We start from the raw sequence: 20,351 nt of genomic DNA on the forward strand, positions 1-20,351 counted from the left end.
ATTGGCGCTATATTAAAAGCAATTACAGGGCAGTGACTTGCTAAGCTCACAGGGTCTTTAAAGACGGGAGCTTGCCAACATCACTGCTTTTTTTTATGTTTATTGCTCAGGAGACGCATCATGCATGCCAAGGAGCTGCTTGAGGTTGAGCGCCGTGATATTAGAGCGCTGCACTATACCTGGATTGCTTTTTTTCTAACCTTTTATGTTTGGTTTAACATGGCGCCGCTGGCAACTTCTATGCTGGCGGCTGAAAGTTATTTGACGCCTGAGCATATCAAGCTGTTTTTGATTGCTAACGTGGCGTTGACCATTCCTGGCCGCGTAGTGGTGGGCATGGCATTAGATAGATTCGGCCCGCGCCGGGTGTTTTCGGTATTAATGATAGTGATGGCGATACCCACGTGGTTCTTCGCCTTTGGCACATCGGCGATGCAGCTGTTTGTATCTCGGCTATTTATGTCTATTGTCGGGGCAGGCTTTGTGGTCGGTATTCATATGACCGCGCTTTGGTTTAAGCCCAAAGACATTGGTTTTGCAGAAGGCTTTTATGCTGGATGGGGAAACTTTGGCTCTGCGGCGGCTGCGATTACTATTCCCACTGTGGCTTTACAGTTCTTCGGTGGTCATGATGGGTGGCGCTGGGCCATAGCATTGTCTGGCTTGTTGATGGCGCTATATGGGGTAGCGTATTGGTTTTTGATTACTGATGGGCCAACAGCAGATACGCACCAAAGATCTAGAAAGGCGGGCGCCTTAGAGGTATCCAGCTGGCGAGATTTGTGGTTATACTGCTTGTTTACTATCCCATTGTATGGGGTGTTGGGGGTGCTGGTTTATCGCACTCAAGACATGGGGTTTTTGTCTGCGACAGGTGCTATCGTCTGTTATGTGATGATCGCGGTGGTGGTAATTTATCAGATTTACAAAGCCTTGAGTGTCAATATTCCTATGCTCAAAGCGGGCATTCCAGAAGATGACAAATACCCCTTTAAATCGGTGGCCGCTTTAAATGTGTCTTATTTTGCCAACTTTGGCGCGGAGCTGGCGGTCGTCTCTATGCTACCTATGTTCTTTGCCAGTACTTGGAAGCTAGATGCCACAGCGGCCGGTCTAATCGCTTCTACTTTTGCTTTTGTTAACCTTTGGGCCCGACCTTTAGGCGGTTATATTTCAGATAAAATTGGCAACCGCCGTCTGGTGATGCTGGTTTATATGTTTGGCATCGGTATTGGCTTTGCGCTTATGGGACTACTCAACGCTGATTGGCCATTATTTATTGCAGTCGTCTTTACCATTGGTTGTTCGGTGTTTGTGCAGGGTGCAGAAGGGGCAACCTTTGGCATTATTCCTTCTATCAAGCGCCGTTTGACCGGTCAAATCTCAGGTATGGCAGGCGCTTATGGTAACGTGGGTGCGGTATTTTACTTATTTATCTACACCTTTGTTGAGCCTAACCAGTTCTTTTATATCATCGCCGGTGGGGCCTTTGTGGCATGGCTGGTGTGCTTTTTTTGGCTCAAAGAGCCTGATGATGCCTTTGGCGATGAGTACAAGATGTCGTCGGTGGATATCGCTTTGGCAGAGCAAGATCGCTTGGCACAAAACAAGTTGTGAGCTATGACAAATGACTGAAACTCTGACAATGGCTTTAAAGCTATACGGATGCCCTTAGTCTCGTAGTGAATAAAAAAAGCCACCCAAGCGATTGTTTGGTTGGCTTTTTTTATGTATGGCTTAAAGACAGTCAAATAAAAGGTATTGCCTGTAATTCAAAGCTTAAGACAGCAAAGGGTTAAGCGGTCAAATTATTCACCGCCCACACTGCGACATCTACTCGAGTGCGCAAATTGGTTTTATTTAAAATATGTTTGACGTGAACTTTTACGGTCGACTCAGAAATGCCCAGCTCATTACCAATCATCTTATTACTGTGGCCTTTGGCAATCATTTTTACCACTTGCAGCTCACGGCTTGTTAAGTTGCTGACAATGTCATCTAAATTAGGCGTACGCAGTGCTTGGGCTAACACAGCAGCTAAGCGCGAGCTGACCACCAGCTCACCGCGTAAGGCTTTACGAATATCAAGTGCCACTTGCTCAGGCTGCATGTCTTTTAATAAGTAGCCATTTACCCCAAGCTTTAACGCATTATGGATATCATCGCCACTATCAGAGACTGTGAACATCAGTACTTTAGCCTGATGGCCTTGCTCACGAATTTGCTCAGCAGTATCTAAACCGCTAAGGCCTGGCATGTTTTGATCAAGAATCACTAAGTCCACTTGGTTTTGGGCAAGATAGCTCAATGCTTCTTCACCACTACTGACATCGGCGACTACTTGAAAGTCGGGCTCTAAGCTAAGTAGATCGGCCATACCACGTCGTAGCATGGGATGGTCATCGACCAGGAGGATTTTGGCAGGGGAGGTCGCGGTATAAACTTTCGTTGACATAGAGACTCACAAAGGTAAAAAATAAAAAGAATAATCAAATATAAACATTTAAATCGTATTACTAGAAAAAGGGTCTGTTAACACATAACTGATGAACAAAGAAGCTGTATACAACAAGGCGCCACAAGCTATCCATTAAAAAAATCTGGCGAAAAGCGTGCTTCTACCACAGTGCCTGTCGGCTCATTATTGCTGACAGTTAATTGGCCGCCCAAGCTTTTGGCGCGCTCTTGCATAATCATAAGCCCATGATGATGGGTCTGATCAAAACTACCTGATAGCCCTTTGCCATCATCGCTAATACTTAACAAGGTATCATTACTGTCTGCAATATAGCCAAAATTTACGGTCACGTTCTTCGCATTGGCATGGCGGCAGATATTAGATAAGGCCTCTCGAACAATCTGAATCACATTGACCTGCTCGCTTGCGCTTAGATTTAAGGAGATAACTTGATTGCTCACCTTGACATTAAAGCCGCCTTTTTTGGCAAATTCTTCTGCCGAATTGTGTAGTGCCTCATCGAAACTGTCATCATTAAGGCTTAGACGGAAGGTTACCAACAGGTCTCTTAGGTGCTGATAGGCAGAGGTTAATCCGTCTTTTAGCTTGCCAATAGAGTCACTTACTAACGCCAAATCTGGGCTATCACAGTGAGTGTGCTGCAGTCGCTTTTCCAAAATAGTGGTCTGTATCTTCAAGTAAGATAAAGACTGCGCTAATGAGTCATGCAACTCACGAGCGATGGTGGCGCGCTCCTCTAATAATATGATCTGATGCTCTTGTTGGCGCTGCTGTAACAAAAACATCGCCGTACTAATTAAGTTGGTTAAAGCGGTGATGGCCGGCTTGTTATTGGCAATTAATGCTTGTGTTTCTGTATCATCGATCATCGAATCAAGTTGAGCTATCTGTACCAAAGGAATGCGGTTCTCTGATGGGGTGGCCTGCTCAGTAGGGCGGCTTATGCCTAAAGATTTAGGGCGCACCCGTAAATCCCCAAACTGCGACTTTTGATGACGGATCAAAAAAGACTCCGTATAGAAGCTGGACTGAATCAAACAGCTATCACAGGTGGTGGTGGAGCACAAATCTCGCAGCTCACTACTGTGAATGGCAATGGCATCTTTATTGTCGATTAAATCGCCTTTGATACACAGTGTGAATTCAAGCTCTGGGATAATTTTACCAAAATCTGCAATCAGCCGGTTTAGTTCAGTAATACTCACCTGGCTGGTGGTTAAGTATTTGGCAAAGTCATACAGCAGAGACAATACTTGGTTGGCCTGCGTTAGGTGCGCGGTTTTTGATGTAATTTGTCTTTCCAAAAATTGTTTATTTTGCTCAATGGTGCTCACCATATCATTAAAAGAGCGGCCAAGCTCCTCAAACTCTTTATAACCGGTCAAGTGAACCCGAGTCTCTAGCTTACCTGAGGTAAAGGCAGCTTTGGCCTGCATCAATTTTTTGACCGGCAATAATACCTTTTTACGCAGCTCATAAATACCGCCAATCATGATAAGTATCATCAGACTCATTGAGATGAGCTGTAATAACTGCTGGCGGTTTTGCCGCTGCTCATTACGATACTGTAATTGAGACACCACCGCATCAACTTGCTGTATATATGGCAAGGACGCTTTATAAAACCCTACGCTGTCACGTGCCAATAGTAGAGGCATTAAGGTCTGTGTCCAGCCTTGATGAATGCGCTCAATTTGTCGATCGATGCGAGTGTCTTTATTGGTACGTTGGCTTTGATATTGTTGCAGTAAGCTTTGACGCCGATTCATATCGTCTATCAGCTGATTAATCTGCTGCACTGAGCTGATATCCGCAGCTCTTAGCTCAGCGCTACTTTGGTCGGCCACCAATAAAAAATTCATGCGGTAGGTGGCCATTCTAATGGAGCCAGCAGTATTAATGGCTTTGGCATCATTTTGCGCCGCCCATGCCAAAAACCCACTACTTAGGGCAGTGCCCAAAAAGAGCAAAATAATCAGTGTCGTGGCTATCCAAGAGCGAACTGCTAATGTATTAGGTATGGGCATCGTATATAACTACTTGATATATTTGAATTTAAAAAAGTTTCTGGAGCCGATCTTTTTAGATATTTTGAGTATTTCTTTGAGCCAAAAAAGATGAGAAAAAAAAGAGGTAGGCTAAATTAGCATTTACGCCCCAAGCTTTGACATACTCCTAAAGTAGTAGTTAATAAGCGCTAATGCAAGTTACCTACTTAAGTGGATACATTAAACCCTTATAACCATATTAAATTCATGATGGCTGAAGTACCTTAACTTATCGAACAACAAGCCGTGACTGTGAGTTATCAACAGTACTAAGTGAGGTAAGTATGGGTGTGAATAAAGAAGACTTAAAAGGGGGCAAGCTCATCACTGACTGGCGCCCAGAAATGGAGGATTTTTGGGAAAATGGCGGTAAACAGGTCGCCAGCCGAAACTTATGGGTGTCTATCCCAGCACTGCTATTGGCCTTTGCGGTATGGATGGTCTGGAGTGCGGTGATTGTTAACTTGCCTGAGATTGGCTTTGGCTTTGATGAGGGGCAGCTGTTTTGGCTGGCCGCTTTACCAGGATTGTCTGGGGCGACGCTGCGTATTTTTTATTCGTTTATGGTGCCTATCTTTGGTGGACGTCGCTGGACAGCCATCTCTACCGCGTCACTGCTTATTCCTGCAGTGTGGATGGGCTTCGCGGTTCAAAATCCTGATACGCCCTTTAGCGTGTTTGCCATGATTGCACTACTGTGCGGCTTTGGTGGCGCAAACTTTGCGTCCTCTATGTCAAACATCTCGTTTTTTTATCCTAAAGACAAGCAAGGCACAGCACTGGGTTTAAACGCAGGTCTGGGCAACCTAGGTGTGTCTGTGATGCAGTTTGTGGTGCCTTTGGTTATTGGGTTTGGTGTGTTTGGCGCACTTGGCGGTGCACCGCAAGTCACTGAAGCGGGCAAAACACTTTATCTGCAAAATGCAGGCTTTATCTGGGTGCCTTTTATTGCACTGGTCTCTATTGCTGCTTGGTTTTTGATGAATGATATCGCCTCGGCAAAGGCATCGTTTAAAGATCAAGCGGTTATCTTTAAGCGCAAGCACAACTGGATCATGTGTGTGCTATATATGGCCACCTTTGGCTCGTTTATTGGCTTTTCGGCCGCCTTTCCGATGCTGATTAAAAAAGGATTTCCGGATGTCAATGCGTTGCAATTTGCCTTTTTAGGCCCCTTAGTCGGTGCGTTATTCCGTCCTGTAGGTGGCTGGATTGCTGATAAATTGGGCGGCGCCCGAGTGACATTCTGGAACTACGTGGTGATGATATTAGCGGTATTTGCAGTGATGTACTTCTTACCAAGTGGCACCAGCGCCGGTAGCTTTACGGGGTATCTGATCTCATTTATGGTGCTGTTTATTACCACAGGGATTGGTAATGGCTCAACCTTCCGTATGATTCCAGTTATCTTTAGAACGGTATTAGAGCGTGAGCATCCTGATAAAGTAGGCACAGAGCCTTTGTTTGTTGAGATTCGCAAAGAGTCAGCAGCAGTGGTGGGCTTTACCTCAGCAGTAGCGGCTTATGGTGCTTTCTTTGTGCCTAAGATGTTTGGTTCAGGCTTAGGTGTCAATGGCACATTCATCGCTTTGATTGCCTATTATGTGGTTTGTATTGTCTTAACCTGGTGGTATTACAGCCGCAAAAATGCAGAGTATCCGTCATAGGGCTATATTGTAGGGCTATAATGGTAAGACACACAATGTAGTTATTTAGGACTTACGCAGGATTAGGGTTTTTAGCGATTGGGTATTATTTTCTCGCTTGCTGTACGGTAGTTCCAGAGGCTTCAAAAACAACCCCCAGTCGCTCTTTAAGGATTACATTCTGGGTTTTGCGTAAGTCCTATTATTAAAACTAAGCGGTGAAAGCGTCACTTATATAAGTGGCGCTTTTTTATTGCCCAAAGTAAAGCCGCTAACTGTCTTAAAAAAGGTTTGGTTACAAAAAAGTGGATAACTTAATCGTTACAACTTTGAGGTCATGAAAAAAATAGAGCTCAAAAAAAGAGCCATGAGCTAACCCTAAAGTGGTAGGCGATTGCCTATGTTAGATGATAGTAAGCCAGGTACGGGACAAATAGAATACAGCCTATCTAATGATATCTATTGCTCACGCACTGACAGCATTAAGGATACAGGCTGCTGCTCTGAGCTTTTTGTAATGAAGTCTTAACCTAGAGGATAGCAATATGAGCCATTTACTCGACCAGTTTCGTTTTTTTAAACGCAAAAAAGGGGAGTTCGCTGACGGTCATGGTGAAGTGCGCGATGAGTCGCGAGGATGGGAAGACGGTTACCGTAATCGCTGGCAATATGACAAAGTCGTCAGATCTACGCATGGCGTAAACTGTACTGGCTCTTGTTCTTGGAAAATCTTTGTTAAAAACGGTCTGGTGACTTGGGAGACGCAGCAAACGGATTATCCACGCACCCGTCCTGATCTGCCAAACCATGAGCCACGTGGCTGTCCTCGTGGGGCAAGCTATAGCTGGTATATGTATTCTGCTAACCGTGTTAAGTATCCAAAGGTGCGTAAGCCATTATTAAAGCTATGGCGTGCGGCCAAAGCACAGCACAAAGACCCGGTTGATGCGTGGGCGAGCATTGTTGAAGACCCAAGCAAAACGGTCGAATACAAATCAAAACGGGGTATGGGCGGTTTTATTCGCTCAAGCTGGGATGAGGTGAACGAAATCATCGCCGCCAGTAACGTCTATACCGCCAAAACCTATGGCCCTGACCGTATCATTGGTTTCTCACCGATTCCTGCGATGTCTATGGTCAGCTATGCCGCTGGTAGCCGTTATTTGTCCTTAATCGGCGGTGTGTGTCTGTCGTTTTATGATTGGTACTGCGACTTACCGCCAGCATCTCCGATGACATGGGGCGAGCAAACCGACGTACCTGAATCCGCGGACTGGTACAACTCAGATTACATTATTGCCTGGGGCTCTAACGTACCGCAGACCCGTACCCCTGACGCTCACTTCTTTACCGAAGTACGTTACAAAGGCACTAAGACGGTCTCTATCACTCCAGACTATGCTGAAATCTCAAAGCTAACTGACCTGTGGCTAAACCCAAAACAGGGTACCGATGCGGCGGTGGCTCAAGCGTTTTGTCACGTGATTATCAAAGAGTTTTATCTCAAGCAGCCAAGCGATTATTTCATTGATTACGCCAAGCGTTACACCGACATGCCAATTTTGGTCATGTTAGAAGAAGATGATAATGGTGGTCGTCGTCCGGGTCGTTACCTACGTGCCTCAGATTTGGTCGATGACTTAGGTGAGGAGAATAACCCTGAGTGGAAAACCATTGGTATTAATAATGATGGTGAATTGGTATCGCCGCTAGGCTCTATCGGCTACCGCTGGGGCGAAAAAGGCAAATGGAACCTTGAGCAAAAAAGCGGCTCAACTGGTAAAGACATCGACTTAACCTTAAGTCTGAAATCCGATGCTGGCGAGCAAGAGGTTTGTGACGTTGCTTTTGATTACTTTGGTCATACCGAGCATCCTTACTTTAATGCCGTGGCGGGTGATGCGCTGCAAGTCAAACGTGTGCCTTGCAAAACCGTCACTTTAGCGGATGGCAGCACTGTTAAAGTGACCACTGTATTTGACTTAACGGTTGCGAACCTAGGCGTTGATAACGGTCTGGGCGGCGAGCATGTGACTGATGATTATAACGACGCTACCGTACCTGGCACGCCAGCTTGGCAAGAGGTTATCACTGGTTTATCTCGTGAAAAAGTGATCCAAGTGGGCCGTGAGTTTGCCGAAAACGCACACAAAACTCATGGTAAATCGATGATTATCATCGGTGCTGGTATGAACCACTGGTATCACCTAGATATGAACTACCGCGGCGTGATTAACATGTTGATGCTGTGCGGCTGTATCGGTAAATCAGGCGGCGGCTGGGCACACTATGTGGGTCAAGAAAAACTACGCCCACAAACGGGCTGGTTGCCACTGGCGTTCGCCCTAGATTGGCACCGTCCGCCACGTCACATGAACGGCACAAGCTTTTTCTACAACCACAGCTCACAGTGGCGCCATGAGACCGTGTCGGCACACGAGATTTTATCGCCTAGAGTAAATAAGAAGTTCTTCCCAGAGCACATGCTCGATTACAACATTCAAGCCGAACGCGCCGGCTGGCTGCCATCGGCACCTCAGCTGAACCGCAACCCGTTATCTATTGCAGCTGCGGCCAAAGCACAAGGTAAAGATATCGAAGAGTATGTGGTGGATTCATTGCACGACAACAGCTTACGCTTTGCTTGTGAGTCACCTGATAACCCACAAAACTTCCCACGCAATATGTTTATCTGGCGCTCAAACCTTTTAGGCTCATCTGGTAAAGGCCATGAGTACATGCTGGAATACTTCTTAGGCACCAAAAACGGCCTAATGAGTGAAGAGAACTTGCCAGATGGCCTGCGTCCAAAAGAGGTGGATTATGTCGAAGAGGGCGCCAAAGGTAAGCTTGACTTGGTAGTGACGCTCGATTTCCGTATGTCATCAACTTGCCTGTATTCAGACATCGTACTGCCAACGGCAACTTGGTATGAAAAAGATGACATGAACACCTCAGACATGCATCCATTTATTCATCCATTAACCGCAGCCACTGACCCCGCTTGGGAATCAAAAACCGACTGGGAAATCTACAAAGGTATTGCCAAAGCCTTCTCAGCGGTATCCGTAGGTCACTTAGGGGTTGAGACGGATGTGGTGACCTTGCCCATGCAGCACGATAGCTCAGGTGAGTTGGCACAGCCCTTTGGTGGTACCGACTGGAAAACCGCTGGCGAGCGACCAGTACCGGGTAAAAACTGCCCCATGATTAAAGTGGTTGAGCGTGATTATCCCAATACTTATGCCAAATATACCTCATTGGGCCCTGCACTTGAGAAACTGGGTAACGGCTCAAAAGGCCTCAACTGGGATATGACCAAAGCAGTCAAAGACTTAGGCGATTTAAACCATCGTGTGACCACACCGGGTGTGTCAGAGGGTCGTCCACAAATCTTTACCGCTATTGATGCCTCAGAGACCATCTTGATGCTGGCACCTGAGACCAATGGTGAGGTCGCGGTGAAAGGCTGGAAGGCGCTAGAGGCATTTACTGGCCGTGAGCATGCCCACTTAGCAGCATCAAGTGAGCACGAGAAAATCCGCTTTAGAGACATTGTGGCCCAGCCACGTAAGATTATCTCAAGCCCAACCTGGTCAGGTCTTGAGTCTGAATCGGTCAGTTATAACGCTGGTTACACCAACGTTCATGAGCTGATTCCTTGGCGTACCATTACTGGCCGTCAGCAGTTTTATCAAGATCACCCTTGGATGCAGGCGTTCGGTGAGCAGATGCAGCAGTATCGTCCGCCGATTGATACCAAGACCACGGATATCATGAAAGACGCTAAGCCAAATGGTAACAAAGAGATTGTACTGAACTTCTTAACCCCGCACCAAAAATGGGGTATCCACAGTACGTACTCTGAAAACTTACTAATGCTCACGCTTAGCCGTGGTGGTCCGATTGTTTGGTTATCAGAAAATGATGCCAAGTCAGCCGGTATTGAAGATAACGACTGGATTGAAGTGTTTAACGTCAACGGTGCAATTACTGCCCGTGCCGTGGTCAGTCAACGTGTCAAAGACGGCATGACCATGATGTATCACGCGCAAGAAAAACTAGTCAATATCCCAGGCTCTGAGCAGACCGGTACCCGAGGCGGTATCCACAACTCAGTGACCCGTACCATCTTAAAGCCAACACACATGATTGGTAGCTACGCGCAGCAATCATACGGCTTTAACTACTACGGTACGGTCGGCTGTAACCGTGATGAATTTGTGGTGGTGCGTAAGATGTCGAAGATTGATTGGCTAGAAGACAAGCCAGATGACTCATTACCACAGCCATTACCAACCACTTTAGAAGGTTAAGACAACCTTAAACATGTTAATTTGGAGCACACACCCATGAAAATCAGATCACAAGTAGGCATGGTGCTTAACCTCGATAAATGTATCGGTTGTCACACCTGCTCAGTTACCTGTAAAAACGTTTGGACCAGCCGTGAAGGTATGGAATACGCTTGGTTTAACAACGTAGAGTCAAAGCCGGGTATCGGTTATCCCAAAGAGTGGGAAAATCAAAACAAATGGAATGGCGGCTGGATTCGTAATGCCAATGGCACAATTAATCCGCGTATCGGTGGTAAATTCAGAGTGTTAGCGAACATCTTCGCTAACCCTGATTTGCCAGAGATTGATGACTATTACGAGCCGTTTGATTTTGATTATCAGCACTTACAAACCGCACCGATTAGTAATCATCAGCCGATTGCGCGTCCTCGCTCTGCCATTACCGGTAAGCGGATGCAAAAAATCGAATGGGGTCCTAACTGGGAAGAAATTTTAGGCTCAGAGTTTGAAAAGCGTCGCCGTGATAAAAACTTCGATAACGTGCAAGCAGACATCTATGGCGAGTACGAAAACACCTTCATGATGTATTTGCCGCGTCTGTGTGAGCACTGCTTAAACCCAACTTGCGTGGCGTCATGCCCAAGTGGGGCGATTTATAAGCGTGAAGAAGACGGTATTGTACTCATTGACCAAGACAAATGCCGCGGCTGGCGTATGTGTATCTCAGGCTGCCCTTATAAAAAGATTTACTACAACTGGAAATCAGGTAAATCTGAAAAATGTATCTTCTGTTATCCACGTATCGAAGCGGGCATGCCAACCGTGTGTTCTGAAACCTGTGTGGGCCGTATTCGCTACCTTGGCGTGCTTTTATATGATGCTGATAAGATTGCAGAAGCTGCGAGTACCCCAAATGAGCAAGACTTATACCAAGCACAGCTGGATGTATTCTTAGATCCAAACGATCCAGAAGTCATCGCTCAAGCATTAAAAGATGGCGTACCTCAATCTGTGATTGATGCGGCTCAAAAATCACCGGTTTACAAACTGGCGATGGACTGGAAACTGGCACTGCCATTACACCCTGAGTACCGTACGCTACCTATGGTGTGGTATGTACCGCCTTTATCACCGATTCAAAATGCAGCAGAAGCGGGCAAAGTGGGCATGGACGGTCTGATTCCAGATGTGGACAGCTTACGTATTCCACTGCGTTATTTGGCCAACATGCTAACCGCTGGTGATGAAGAGCCTGTCCGCATGGCACTAAAACGCCTACTTGCAATGCGCAGCTACAAGCGTATGCAATTGGTAGAGAAGCAAGAAGTACAAAGCATCCTAGATGACGTGGGCTTAACCAAATTGCAGGTGGAAGAGATGTACCGCTATCTAGCGATTGCTAACTATGAGGACCGTTTTGTCATTCCAACGGCGCATAGAGAAGAGGCGATGAGTGATGCCTTCGCCGAGCGTAATGGTTGCGGCTTTACCTTTGGTGAAGGCTGCTCAGGCAGCAGCGACACCAGCATGTTCGGTCAGAAAAAGGCAACCCGCCGTGACTTTATTGACACCGTTCAAAAGTGGGAGGTGTAACATGGCAGACGTTATCCAAAATACAGCTTTTGAGACCGATGTTGCTCAAGATGCACAAGCGATGCCAACCATTGCAGACTCTGATATGAAGATTTTAAAAGTATTAAGCCTGCTGATTGATTATCCGGCCAATGAGCTGTTTGAAGGTGACACGCTGGCACTGTCAAAAGACATTGTTAGCACCTCGCCGCTTATTAGCCCAGAGGTGCGTGCTCAGATTGCAGCACTGATAGATGAGCTAATTGAGATGGGATCACTAGAAGCGCAAGCGCAATACGATGGTTTGTTTGAGCGTGGTCGTTCACTATCATTATGGCTGTTTGAGCATGTACATGGCGAATCACGTGACCGTGGGCAGGCTATGGTTGACTTGATGGGTCAATATGAAGACGCTGGCTTTGAGATTGATCAAAAAGAGCTGCCTGATTATCTGCCGATGTATTTAGAGTTTTTGGCGTATCAAGCAGCAGTGACCGGTGATGAAATCAAAATCCGTATGGATATTGCAGATGTCAGTCACATCATTGCGCTACTGGCCGCCAGACTCAAAGATAGAGACAGCTTGTACGAAGGCTGCTTTAATGCGCTGTTACAAATTGCTGGTAAGCCACTGGATGCGGTTGATGCATTAGGGGAGCAAGTGCAACAAGAGCAGCGTGACGATACTTTTGAAGCGCTGGATCAAGAGTGGGAAGAAGAAGTGGTTGATTTCTTAGGGGCGCAGCAAGAAGAGCGCTGCCCCTCAAGCTCACAAAACCTTGCCAAAGGTATTGCGATAGACCGAAGTGTCATGCCGCCAAAACAAGTCGATGCCCCTGTGCATTGGGTGGATTTCGATACGTCGAAACCTGTTAAACAGCCTTAAGGAGAGAGTCTCGTGAATATTGCAGATCCTGGTGTACAGTCTTTGGCCAACTTAAACTGGCTACAAATTTTCTTATTTGGTATCTACCCCTACATTGCATTAGTGGTTGCCATCCTTGGTACTTGGGCGCGTTTTGATTTGTCACAGTACTCATGGAAGACCGGCTCTTCACAAATGCTGCGCAAAAAGAACATGCGCCTTGCCAGCAATTTATTCCACGTGGGTATTATTGTTGTCCTGCTGGGTCACTTGGTTGGTATGTTAACGCCTCACTTTATTTATGAGCCATTTATCAGCGCTGCACACAAGCAAATCCTAGCGGTGGTGGTCGGTGGTATTGCAGGGGTAGTGTGCTGGATTGGTATGGTGATGTTGATGGTACGCCGCTTTACCGATGATCGTATCTCGCATACCTCATCTTTTAGCGACAAATTGGTATTGATATTGCTATTTATCCAGCTCAACTTAGGTCTGATATCTATCTTTACTTCCATGCATCATCTTGATGGGTTAACCATGATGAATCTTGCTGGCTGGGCACAAGATATTACGATCTTAAGACCTTGGCATGCGGCCGCTCGTATCGAACAAGCCGATCTGATTTATCAGCTGCATATGGCGCTAGGCATTACCCTGATTATGATTTTCCCATTCACACGTTTGATTCATATCATCAGTGCGCCAGTGTGGTATTTGGGTCGCCGCTATCAGATTGTGAGACAAAAAACCTCTCAGTAGGAATTTATCACAATTGCTATACAACAAAGGGTTGGTCCGGTAAAATCATAAGATTCATTTAAAATGAATCTTATGATAGAATAGCGCCCTGCAGTGATGAGCAAGGCTATTTTATTCGCTGCTTTATATTCTTTTACCCACCAACCCGTGCTCAATGCCGAGTTGCATACCCTACTGATTAAGGAAATCACAATGGCATCACCCAAAACATTACAAGTCGTAAAAGCAACCGTTCCTGTGCTTGAAACTCATGGCACCCAGATTACTACGGTCTTTTATCAAAATATGTTTGCTGAGCACCCTGAGCTTTTGGATATTTTTAATGAAACCAACCAAAAGCTAGGACGCCAGCAAAGCGCTCTTGCGACTACAGTTTTGGCCGCAGCCAAGCATTTAGAGCAGTTAGAAGTATTATTACCGCAAGTGATGCAAATTGGTCATAAGCACCGCGCGTTACAGATTAAGCCTGAACATTATCCTATCGTTGGTAAACATTTATTGGGCGCCATCAAGGAAGTACTGGGTGATGCCGCCACAGACGAGATTATCGAGGCTTGGGCAGAGGCGTATGCTGAGATTGCAGAGGTGTTTATCAAGGTAGAACAAAGCATGTACGAGCAGGCCATGTGGCCAGGCTTTGCGCCCTTTAAAGTGGTGGACAAACAAATCACCGGCACAGACATCGCCGCCTTCACGGTACAGCCTGAAGACAGCAGCCTAGATATCCGTGCATTGCCATTAACAGCAGGTCAGTACATTACTGTAAAAACCGACCCACAAGACAGTGACCATATTGCCTTAAGACATTATTCACTGTATTCAGTCGATAGCAGCGACGGTATTAAATTTGCGGTACGCCGTGACAACCGTAATGCTCATCGCGGCTTGGTGTCTAACTACTTGCATGATCATGTGGAAGTCGGCGATACCATCTTACTATCTGCACCGGCAGGGGATTTTGAATTAAATAAACCTCTTATTGAACAAAATGAGGTGCCCTTGGTATTAATCAGTGCGGGCGTGGGCATTACACCAGTACTGGCTATGCTTGAGGCGCAAGTAAAAGCCAATCCTAGTCGCCCTATCATCTGGGCTTATGCGTGCCAAAACCCAGAGTTTCAAGCCTTTGATACCCGCGTAGCGCAGCTACTAGGCCAAGCACAAAATGTACAACAGCACACCTTCTACTTTGAGCAAGGTCAACTATTAGATGAAAGCTGGCTAAAAACCCTACCTAATCCTGCCGATGTCTATGTGTGCGGCTCTATGGTCTTTATGGACAGCATGATTGAAGGGTTAATGGCATTGGAGCACAGCGGCGATAACATCCACTATGAGCCCTTTGGTCCAAAAATGAGCCTAAGCGTGGGCTAGACGCCTTCAATGAAATTAAATCACGCTGTTCATCTGTAGCAGCAGCTCTATAAAGCTTGCCGATATTAAGATTAAGGCAGCTTTATAGAGACATATGACTCAATGGAGTACACCATGACAGCAATGACTTACGACCCTAGACAAGCGGCTGATGACAATATTCGCATTATGCCCACCTTAGATGACTTAAAAAAGCCGCACTCTGACCAAGAGTTTATCCAAAAAGCACTGGCAGAGGAGCGTAGCAATCATCAAAATCTGATTGCCTCAAGTCGTGAAGAATTGCCAACAGTGCGTGTCAATGGTGTGGTAATTGACAAACAAGCCATCGCTCAAGAGCTACAGTATCATCCGGCACCCACCAAAGAGGATGCACTATTTTTGGCCACTCAAGCTTTGGTGGTGCGTGAGTTGTTAAAAAATGCCGTAATAGAGGATACTCAGCTGGGTCAAGCCGCTTGGGAGGCCAATGAAGAGCAGGCCATCTCAGATTTAATTGATAAAAACGTAACAGCCAGCACGCCTGATGGTGACACGTGCGAGCGCTATTACGAACAAAATAAAGCCGATTATAAAACCGCGCCCATTATGTCAGTACGTCATATCTTACTGGCGAGCTTACCTGAGGATGGGGAAGAGCGTTTGGCGCTTAAAAAACAAGCATATGAGCTTATTGAGCAGATTAGTAACAGTACCAATGCTGATGCAGAGTTTATTGAGCTGGCGCGTCAGTATTCAGCTTGCCCCTCAAAAGAGCAAGGCGGTGAGCTGGGCGTGTTAACCCAAGGTCAAACTGTACCTGAGTTTGAATCGGTCGTCTTCTCAATGGATGAGGGGTTAGCGCCCAGTCCGGTCGAGACCCGCTATGGATTTCATATCGTACAGGTGCTTGATAAACAGCCTAGTGTTCAGCTGGATTACTTGCAAGCCAAACCTGCTATCGCGAATAAGCTTGCACAGCAGGCTTTCCATCATGGGCTATGTGATTACTTATATACCTTGGCTGAGCAAGCAGAGATTGATGGTATTCAAATGGAGCTGGCTCAAGAGAATATTTTCCGCGGTTAGATAGGCTAGGCTGTAAGGTCAAAGTCAAAGTCAAAGTCAAAGTTACTAAGTGTATAAGGATGTATTATGAAACGTACGAATCAGCTTCAGCCTTTGTCACGAGAGCATCATTTAGGTCTGGTGCTCTCTCGCCGTGCTAAGGTATGTGCCAATGATGTTGAGGACATTGCCAAACACTGGACAGCTTTGACGGACTATATTAACCAAAATATGACCAATCACTTTAAGGTTGAAGATGATCTTATATTGACCAAGCTAGAGGGTTATAGAGCCAGCCATCCTCAAGTGGCACAGGTCATTGATAAAATAGCTGAGCAGCATCAAAAGCTGTATCAGCTTATTGGCTTGCCTAGCCTGAGTGCCGCTCAAGTTCAAGAGCTTGCCAACGCTTTGTATGACCATATTCGTTTTGAGGAGCGTGAGCTGTTTCCACTGGCTCAACACGTGTTGTCCGAGCAAGAGCTGGATGCTATTTATGATGCCAGCTCTAAAAATGTCAAACGTGAAAAAGAAAATCGATAAGCCATTACCTCGACAGGAAGTCATCACTTTTGTCTGTATGTACAATCGTAAGGAGATAACATGAGCCCTATAGTCATTCCCAGTCACTGGAGAGTCAAGCGCTCCACACCATTCTTCACCAAAGACAATATCCCTCCTGCATTACTGACCCACCACAATACAGCTGCAGGTATTTATGGTCAGATTTGCGTCATGCAAGGCACGGTTACCTTTTTTGGCTTTGCTGATGAAGCTGCCACTGAGCCTGAGAAAAAAATTGTGATTCAGGCCGGCCAGTTTGCAGTCAGTCCACCACAGTATTGGCACCGGGTTGAGCTAAGTGACGATGCTCAATTTAATATTAATTTTTGGTCCGAAAAAGAGCATGAAGGCAGCAAGCTTATGCAGCAGTCAAAAGTACACAATCAGCCCATCGCAGATTTATTCGATGAGGTTGTGAAGGATGCACCCAAAAAATAATACCAAATCTAAAAATTAACATAGCAAGGATGACGAGTGAAAAGATGACGAGTGAAAACTGTACACTTAGTACGGTAAACGAGTTTGACAACGCTAGGTTGTTTTTTAGAAAAGGTATCAGCCATAAGCCATAAGGTATAAGCCATAAACAAGGCGGTGACATGCTGATTGAAGAACGCACTAGGGGGTTAATATCAGCAGGCTTATTTAGTCGCGACATTGATTAAATGGGCATGATTTTATATGCTGAGCGAACCTTGTACTTTTGTTGATTTAATCCCTAAGGAGACCAAAATGACGGCGACTATATTTCATAACCCAAAGTGCAGCACTTCGCGCAATGCTTTGGCCATTATGCAAGCATCAGGTGAGACACCTGAGGTGATCGAGTATTTAAACACACCCCCAAGCCGTGAGTATTTGGTTAATTTGCTAAATCAGATGCACATGGCACCGCGTGAGCTGATGCGCAGCAAAGAAGCGGTGTTTACTGAATTGGACTTAGATAATCCTGAGGTGTCAGATGATCAACTCATCGATGCCATGATTAGCCACCCAATTTTAATCAATCGACCGATTGTGGTGACAGACAAGGGCGCTGTGTTATGCCGTCCCTTAGAGCGGGTATTTGAGGTTTTAGCCACTCCTGTAGAGACATTTACTAAAGAAAATGGCGAGATTATTACCTACCCCGCGCTGTAGCTGAAGCCAACTAAAAGCCAGCTCAATGGGTTGATTTTGGCCGCTGGAGCGCCTGATCTGTTTTGATTGTAGATACGCCCTGAGCCTTACGGTTCAGGGCTTTTTTTTAAGGAGTATGCCGGTATATTACGCTTTTAGGAAAAAATGTAACGGCCATTAAAATATATTGTTGAGTAAAAAAACTAGGCATATAATAATTGCAAATCGTAAGTATTAATATTTACAATATCTTAACTTGTTTGGATATAGCCCATGGATAAAGCCATGCTCGCCACCGATGCAGATGCCTCTGAGTCTGCTAACAGCTATCCTACCTCATCTTACTCACTTATCGATCTTGCAAAAAATCAAATCGCTTTGATAGAAGCCATTGTCGAAAATCCTCGCTTTGGAGGGTTAGATGCTGTGGTCAGTCAGCGCCTAAAAGACTTAGGGTTTTTGCCCAATACGCCGATACGTATTGTCGCTAAAGGTTTATTTGGTAAGCCGCCTTATGCAGTGCAATTAGGCTCAGGCGTGCAATTTAGCTTGCGTCTTGATGAGTTACAAAAAATTCGCTGCAAGGCGTTATAGCCCCAGATACCTGTCCCCATTTTTGTAGGCTTTTTTTACCGATAAGTGACTCCCCGTATGTCAACATCCTCTTTAGCCAGTGCCGCCACTGAGGGCAGCATAGCCCCCATTACTATCGCGCTGGTCGGCGCCCCAAATTGTGGCAAAACCGCTTTGTTCAATGTTTTGACCGGCTCAAAAGCCAAAGTGGCTAACTATTCAGGTGTTACGGTCGATAAGCGCTCAGCGCCTTTTATTAATCAAAGCCAGGTCAGGATTTTGGATTTGCCAGGCACTTATAGCCTAGCAACCACAAGTCCCGATGAAGAGGTCACTCGAAAGGTCTTGATGGGTGAGATGCCCAGTGAGTCTATCCCCGATGCCATCTTGGTGGTTGCTGATGCCACCAACTTACGGATGTCGTTAAGGATGATTCTTGAGCTAAAAAGCTTGGGTCTACCGATGATGGTGGCATTAAACCTAAATGATGTGGCAGTCAGCCGCGGTATGGTTGTCAATGAAGACAAACTCTCTGAGCAGCTTGGGGTACCTGTGGTAAAAACGGTGGCTATCAAGCGCCGCGCTAATGATGCTTTATTGTCATTAATTAAAGAGTTCTCGCAGCGCCAACACCGCCACATAAGGCCAGTACGCTTCGCCCAAGATGTACCCGATCCACAGCAGCTGTATCAACGCGCTGATGAGATAATCAGCCAAACCGTTTCTACACCGCACAGATTGCCTAAGTGGCATGAGCGTTTAGATTATTGGGTGCTGCATCCTGTGGCGGGGGTGGTTATATTGCTAAGTATATTGTTTGTGATTTTCCAAGCCATCTATGCTTGGGCCGCCCCTATGATGGATGGGCTAGAGCTGTTGGTAAATGGCTTTGGGACGATGATAGCCAGTTACTTACCTGAGGGTATCTTAAAAAGTCTACTGGTAGACGGTATTATTGCTGGGGTTGGCAGTGTGGTGGTGTTTGTGCCTCAGATTGCCTTACTGTTTTTATTCTTGTTAATTTTGGAAGATTCGGGCTATCTGCCGCGCGCCGCCTTTTTATTAGATACGTTATTGTCCAAAGTAGGGCTGTCAGGCCGCTCTTTTATCCCGCTATTATCTGGGTTTGCTTGTGCTGTACCGGCTGTTATGTCGACCCGTACCATTCCAAACCCTAAAGAGCGCTTTGTGTCCATAGCGGTATTGCCTATGCTCACTTGCTCGGCGAGGTTACCTATTTACGCATTGATCATAGCTGCGGTGATACCCAATAAGAGCGTGTTTGGGCTTTTTAATTTGCAAGGGATGACCTTATTTGTGTTATATACCGCAGGTATTGTGTCCGCCTTATTCATCTCTTGGCTAATGACCCGAGTGGGACGCAGTAAAAGCGATGCAGCCAGCTTTCCGTTATTGATGGAGCTGCCCACTTATCGTATGCCCAATGTCAAGCATATTGCCACTGAGCTGTGGAGCAAGGTTAAGGCCTTTTTGGTACGGGCAGGGACCGTGATCTTTGCATTAAGCGTGCTGCTATGGGCCTTGGTGAGCTTTCCCTCAGCACCAATAGGCAGTACAGATCCAGCCATTAACCACAGTTTTGCCGGCATGCTTGGCCATGTTATTGAGCCAGTTTTTAGCTCCATCGGCTTTACTTGGCAGATGTGCATTGCCATGATTCCGGGTCTGGCCGCCCGCGAGGTGGTGGTGGCGGCGCTAGGTACTGTATATGCTGTGGGCAATGTCGGTGAAGAAGCGGTGAGCCATACTCTAATGCCGATTATCCATAATCAGTGGGGATTGGCCACAGCGTTCTCCTTTTTGGCCTTTTATATTTATGCCCCCATGTGTCTGGCAACGTTGACCGTGATTCGCAGAGAAACCAAATCTTTGCCGCAGACCTTAGCCATTACTGGCTATTTGTTTGCCTTAGCCTATGTGATGGCGTGGATAACGTACCAAGTTGCAGGTTTTATTTTTGGTCTATAAATTATTGGAGTAATAAGC

15 protein-coding genes are annotated in these 20,351 nt (G+C 46.1%); 13 read left to right on the top strand and 2 right to left on the bottom strand.

Going from position 1 to position 20,351, the window contains the following annotated elements; all coding sequences use genetic code 11:
• Nucleotides 1-120 precede the first annotated feature (120 nt).
• A complete protein-coding gene (locus DLE54_RS03490; protein ID WP_110816268.1) occupies nucleotides 121-1,617 on the top strand; it encodes an MFS transporter in 1,497 nt (498 codons plus the stop codon).
• 178 nt (nucleotides 1,618-1,795) lie between these two features.
• Here the strand turns inward: DLE54_RS03490 and narL are convergent, their stop codons facing one another.
• Together narL and DLE54_RS03500 are read right to left on the bottom strand one after the other, a co-directional pair.
• On the bottom strand, nucleotides 1,796-2,455 hold the full coding sequence (narL, locus tag DLE54_RS03495; RefSeq protein WP_011959943.1) for a two-component system response regulator NarL: 660 nt from the start codon (nucleotides 2,453-2,455) through the stop codon (nucleotides 1,796-1,798).
• A 128-nt stretch (nucleotides 2,456-2,583) separates the two neighbouring features.
• Complete coding sequence (locus DLE54_RS03500; RefSeq protein WP_110816269.1) at nucleotides 2,584-4,506, bottom strand: histidine kinase; 1,923 nt, start codon at nucleotides 4,504-4,506, stop codon at nucleotides 2,584-2,586.
• Between the two features lie 305 nt (nucleotides 4,507-4,811).
• On the opposite strand from DLE54_RS03500, the gene DLE54_RS03505 reads away from it, so the two are divergent.
• The 12 genes from DLE54_RS03505 to feoB all read left to right on the top strand — a co-directional run bounded on the left by DLE54_RS03505 (nucleotide 4,812) and on the right by feoB (nucleotide 20,333).
• Nucleotides 4,812-6,194 (top strand): NarK family nitrate/nitrite MFS transporter, encoded by a 1,383-nt coding sequence (locus DLE54_RS03505; RefSeq protein WP_110816270.1) that lies wholly within the window; start codon nucleotides 4,812-4,814, stop codon nucleotides 6,192-6,194.
• A gap of 524 nt (nucleotides 6,195-6,718) precedes the next feature.
• Nucleotides 6,719-10,489 (top strand): nitrate reductase subunit alpha, encoded by a 3,771-nt coding sequence (locus DLE54_RS03510; protein WP_110816271.1) that lies wholly within the window; start codon nucleotides 6,719-6,721, stop codon nucleotides 10,487-10,489.
• 36 nt (nucleotides 10,490-10,525) lie between these two features.
• Nucleotides 10,526-12,064: a nitrate reductase subunit beta gene (gene narH / locus DLE54_RS03515; protein WP_110816272.1), complete on the top strand. Its 1,539-nt coding sequence runs from the start codon at nucleotides 10,526-10,528 to the stop codon at nucleotides 12,062-12,064.
• Between the two features lies 1 nt (nucleotide 12,065).
• Nucleotides 12,066-12,929: a nitrate reductase molybdenum cofactor assembly chaperone gene (gene narJ, locus DLE54_RS03520; RefSeq protein WP_413775366.1), complete on the top strand. Its 864-nt coding sequence runs from the start codon at nucleotides 12,066-12,068 to the stop codon at nucleotides 12,927-12,929.
• A 12-nt stretch (nucleotides 12,930-12,941) separates the two neighbouring features.
• Nucleotides 12,942-13,667 (top strand): respiratory nitrate reductase subunit gamma, encoded by a 726-nt coding sequence (gene narI / locus DLE54_RS03525; RefSeq protein ID WP_110816273.1) that lies wholly within the window; start codon nucleotides 12,942-12,944, stop codon nucleotides 13,665-13,667.
• Between the two features lie 192 nt (nucleotides 13,668-13,859).
• Nucleotides 13,860-15,041, top strand: coding sequence for a globin domain-containing protein (locus DLE54_RS03530; RefSeq protein WP_110816274.1), 1,182 nt, complete (start codon nucleotides 13,860-13,862; stop codon nucleotides 15,039-15,041).
• 114 nt (nucleotides 15,042-15,155) lie between these two features.
• Entirely contained in the window at nucleotides 15,156-16,109 is a 954-nt protein-coding gene (locus DLE54_RS03535; RefSeq protein WP_110816275.1) for a peptidylprolyl isomerase, read from the top strand.
• Nucleotides 16,110-16,175: 66 nt separating this feature from the next.
• Nucleotides 16,176-16,631, top strand: a complete 456-nt coding sequence (locus DLE54_RS03540; RefSeq protein ID WP_110816276.1) for a hemerythrin domain-containing protein — start codon at nucleotides 16,176-16,178, stop codon at nucleotides 16,629-16,631.
• Between the two features lie 60 nt (nucleotides 16,632-16,691).
• Complete coding sequence (locus DLE54_RS03545) at nucleotides 16,692-17,090, top strand: DUF1971 domain-containing protein (protein WP_011959952.1); 399 nt, start codon at nucleotides 16,692-16,694, stop codon at nucleotides 17,088-17,090.
• A gap of 294 nt (nucleotides 17,091-17,384) precedes the next feature.
• The gene (gene arsC, locus DLE54_RS03550; RefSeq protein WP_110816277.1) at nucleotides 17,385-17,792 is read left to right on the top strand and encodes an arsenate reductase (glutaredoxin); all 408 of its coding nucleotides are present in this window, start codon (nucleotides 17,385-17,387) and stop codon (nucleotides 17,790-17,792) included.
• A gap of 252 nt (nucleotides 17,793-18,044) precedes the next feature.
• The gene (locus DLE54_RS03555) at nucleotides 18,045-18,365 is read left to right on the top strand and encodes a FeoA family protein (RefSeq protein ID WP_011959954.1); all 321 of its coding nucleotides are present in this window, start codon (nucleotides 18,045-18,047) and stop codon (nucleotides 18,363-18,365) included.
• Nucleotides 18,366-18,422: 57 nt separating this feature from the next.
• Nucleotides 18,423-20,333, top strand: coding sequence for a ferrous iron transporter B (feoB, locus tag DLE54_RS03560; protein ID WP_110816278.1), 1,911 nt, complete (start codon nucleotides 18,423-18,425; stop codon nucleotides 20,331-20,333).
• Nucleotides 20,334-20,351: the final 18 nt, after the last annotated feature.

Source organism: Psychrobacter sp. YP14 (assembly GCF_003209315.1).
Lineage (GTDB): Bacteria > Pseudomonadota > Gammaproteobacteria > Pseudomonadales > Moraxellaceae > Psychrobacter > Psychrobacter raelei.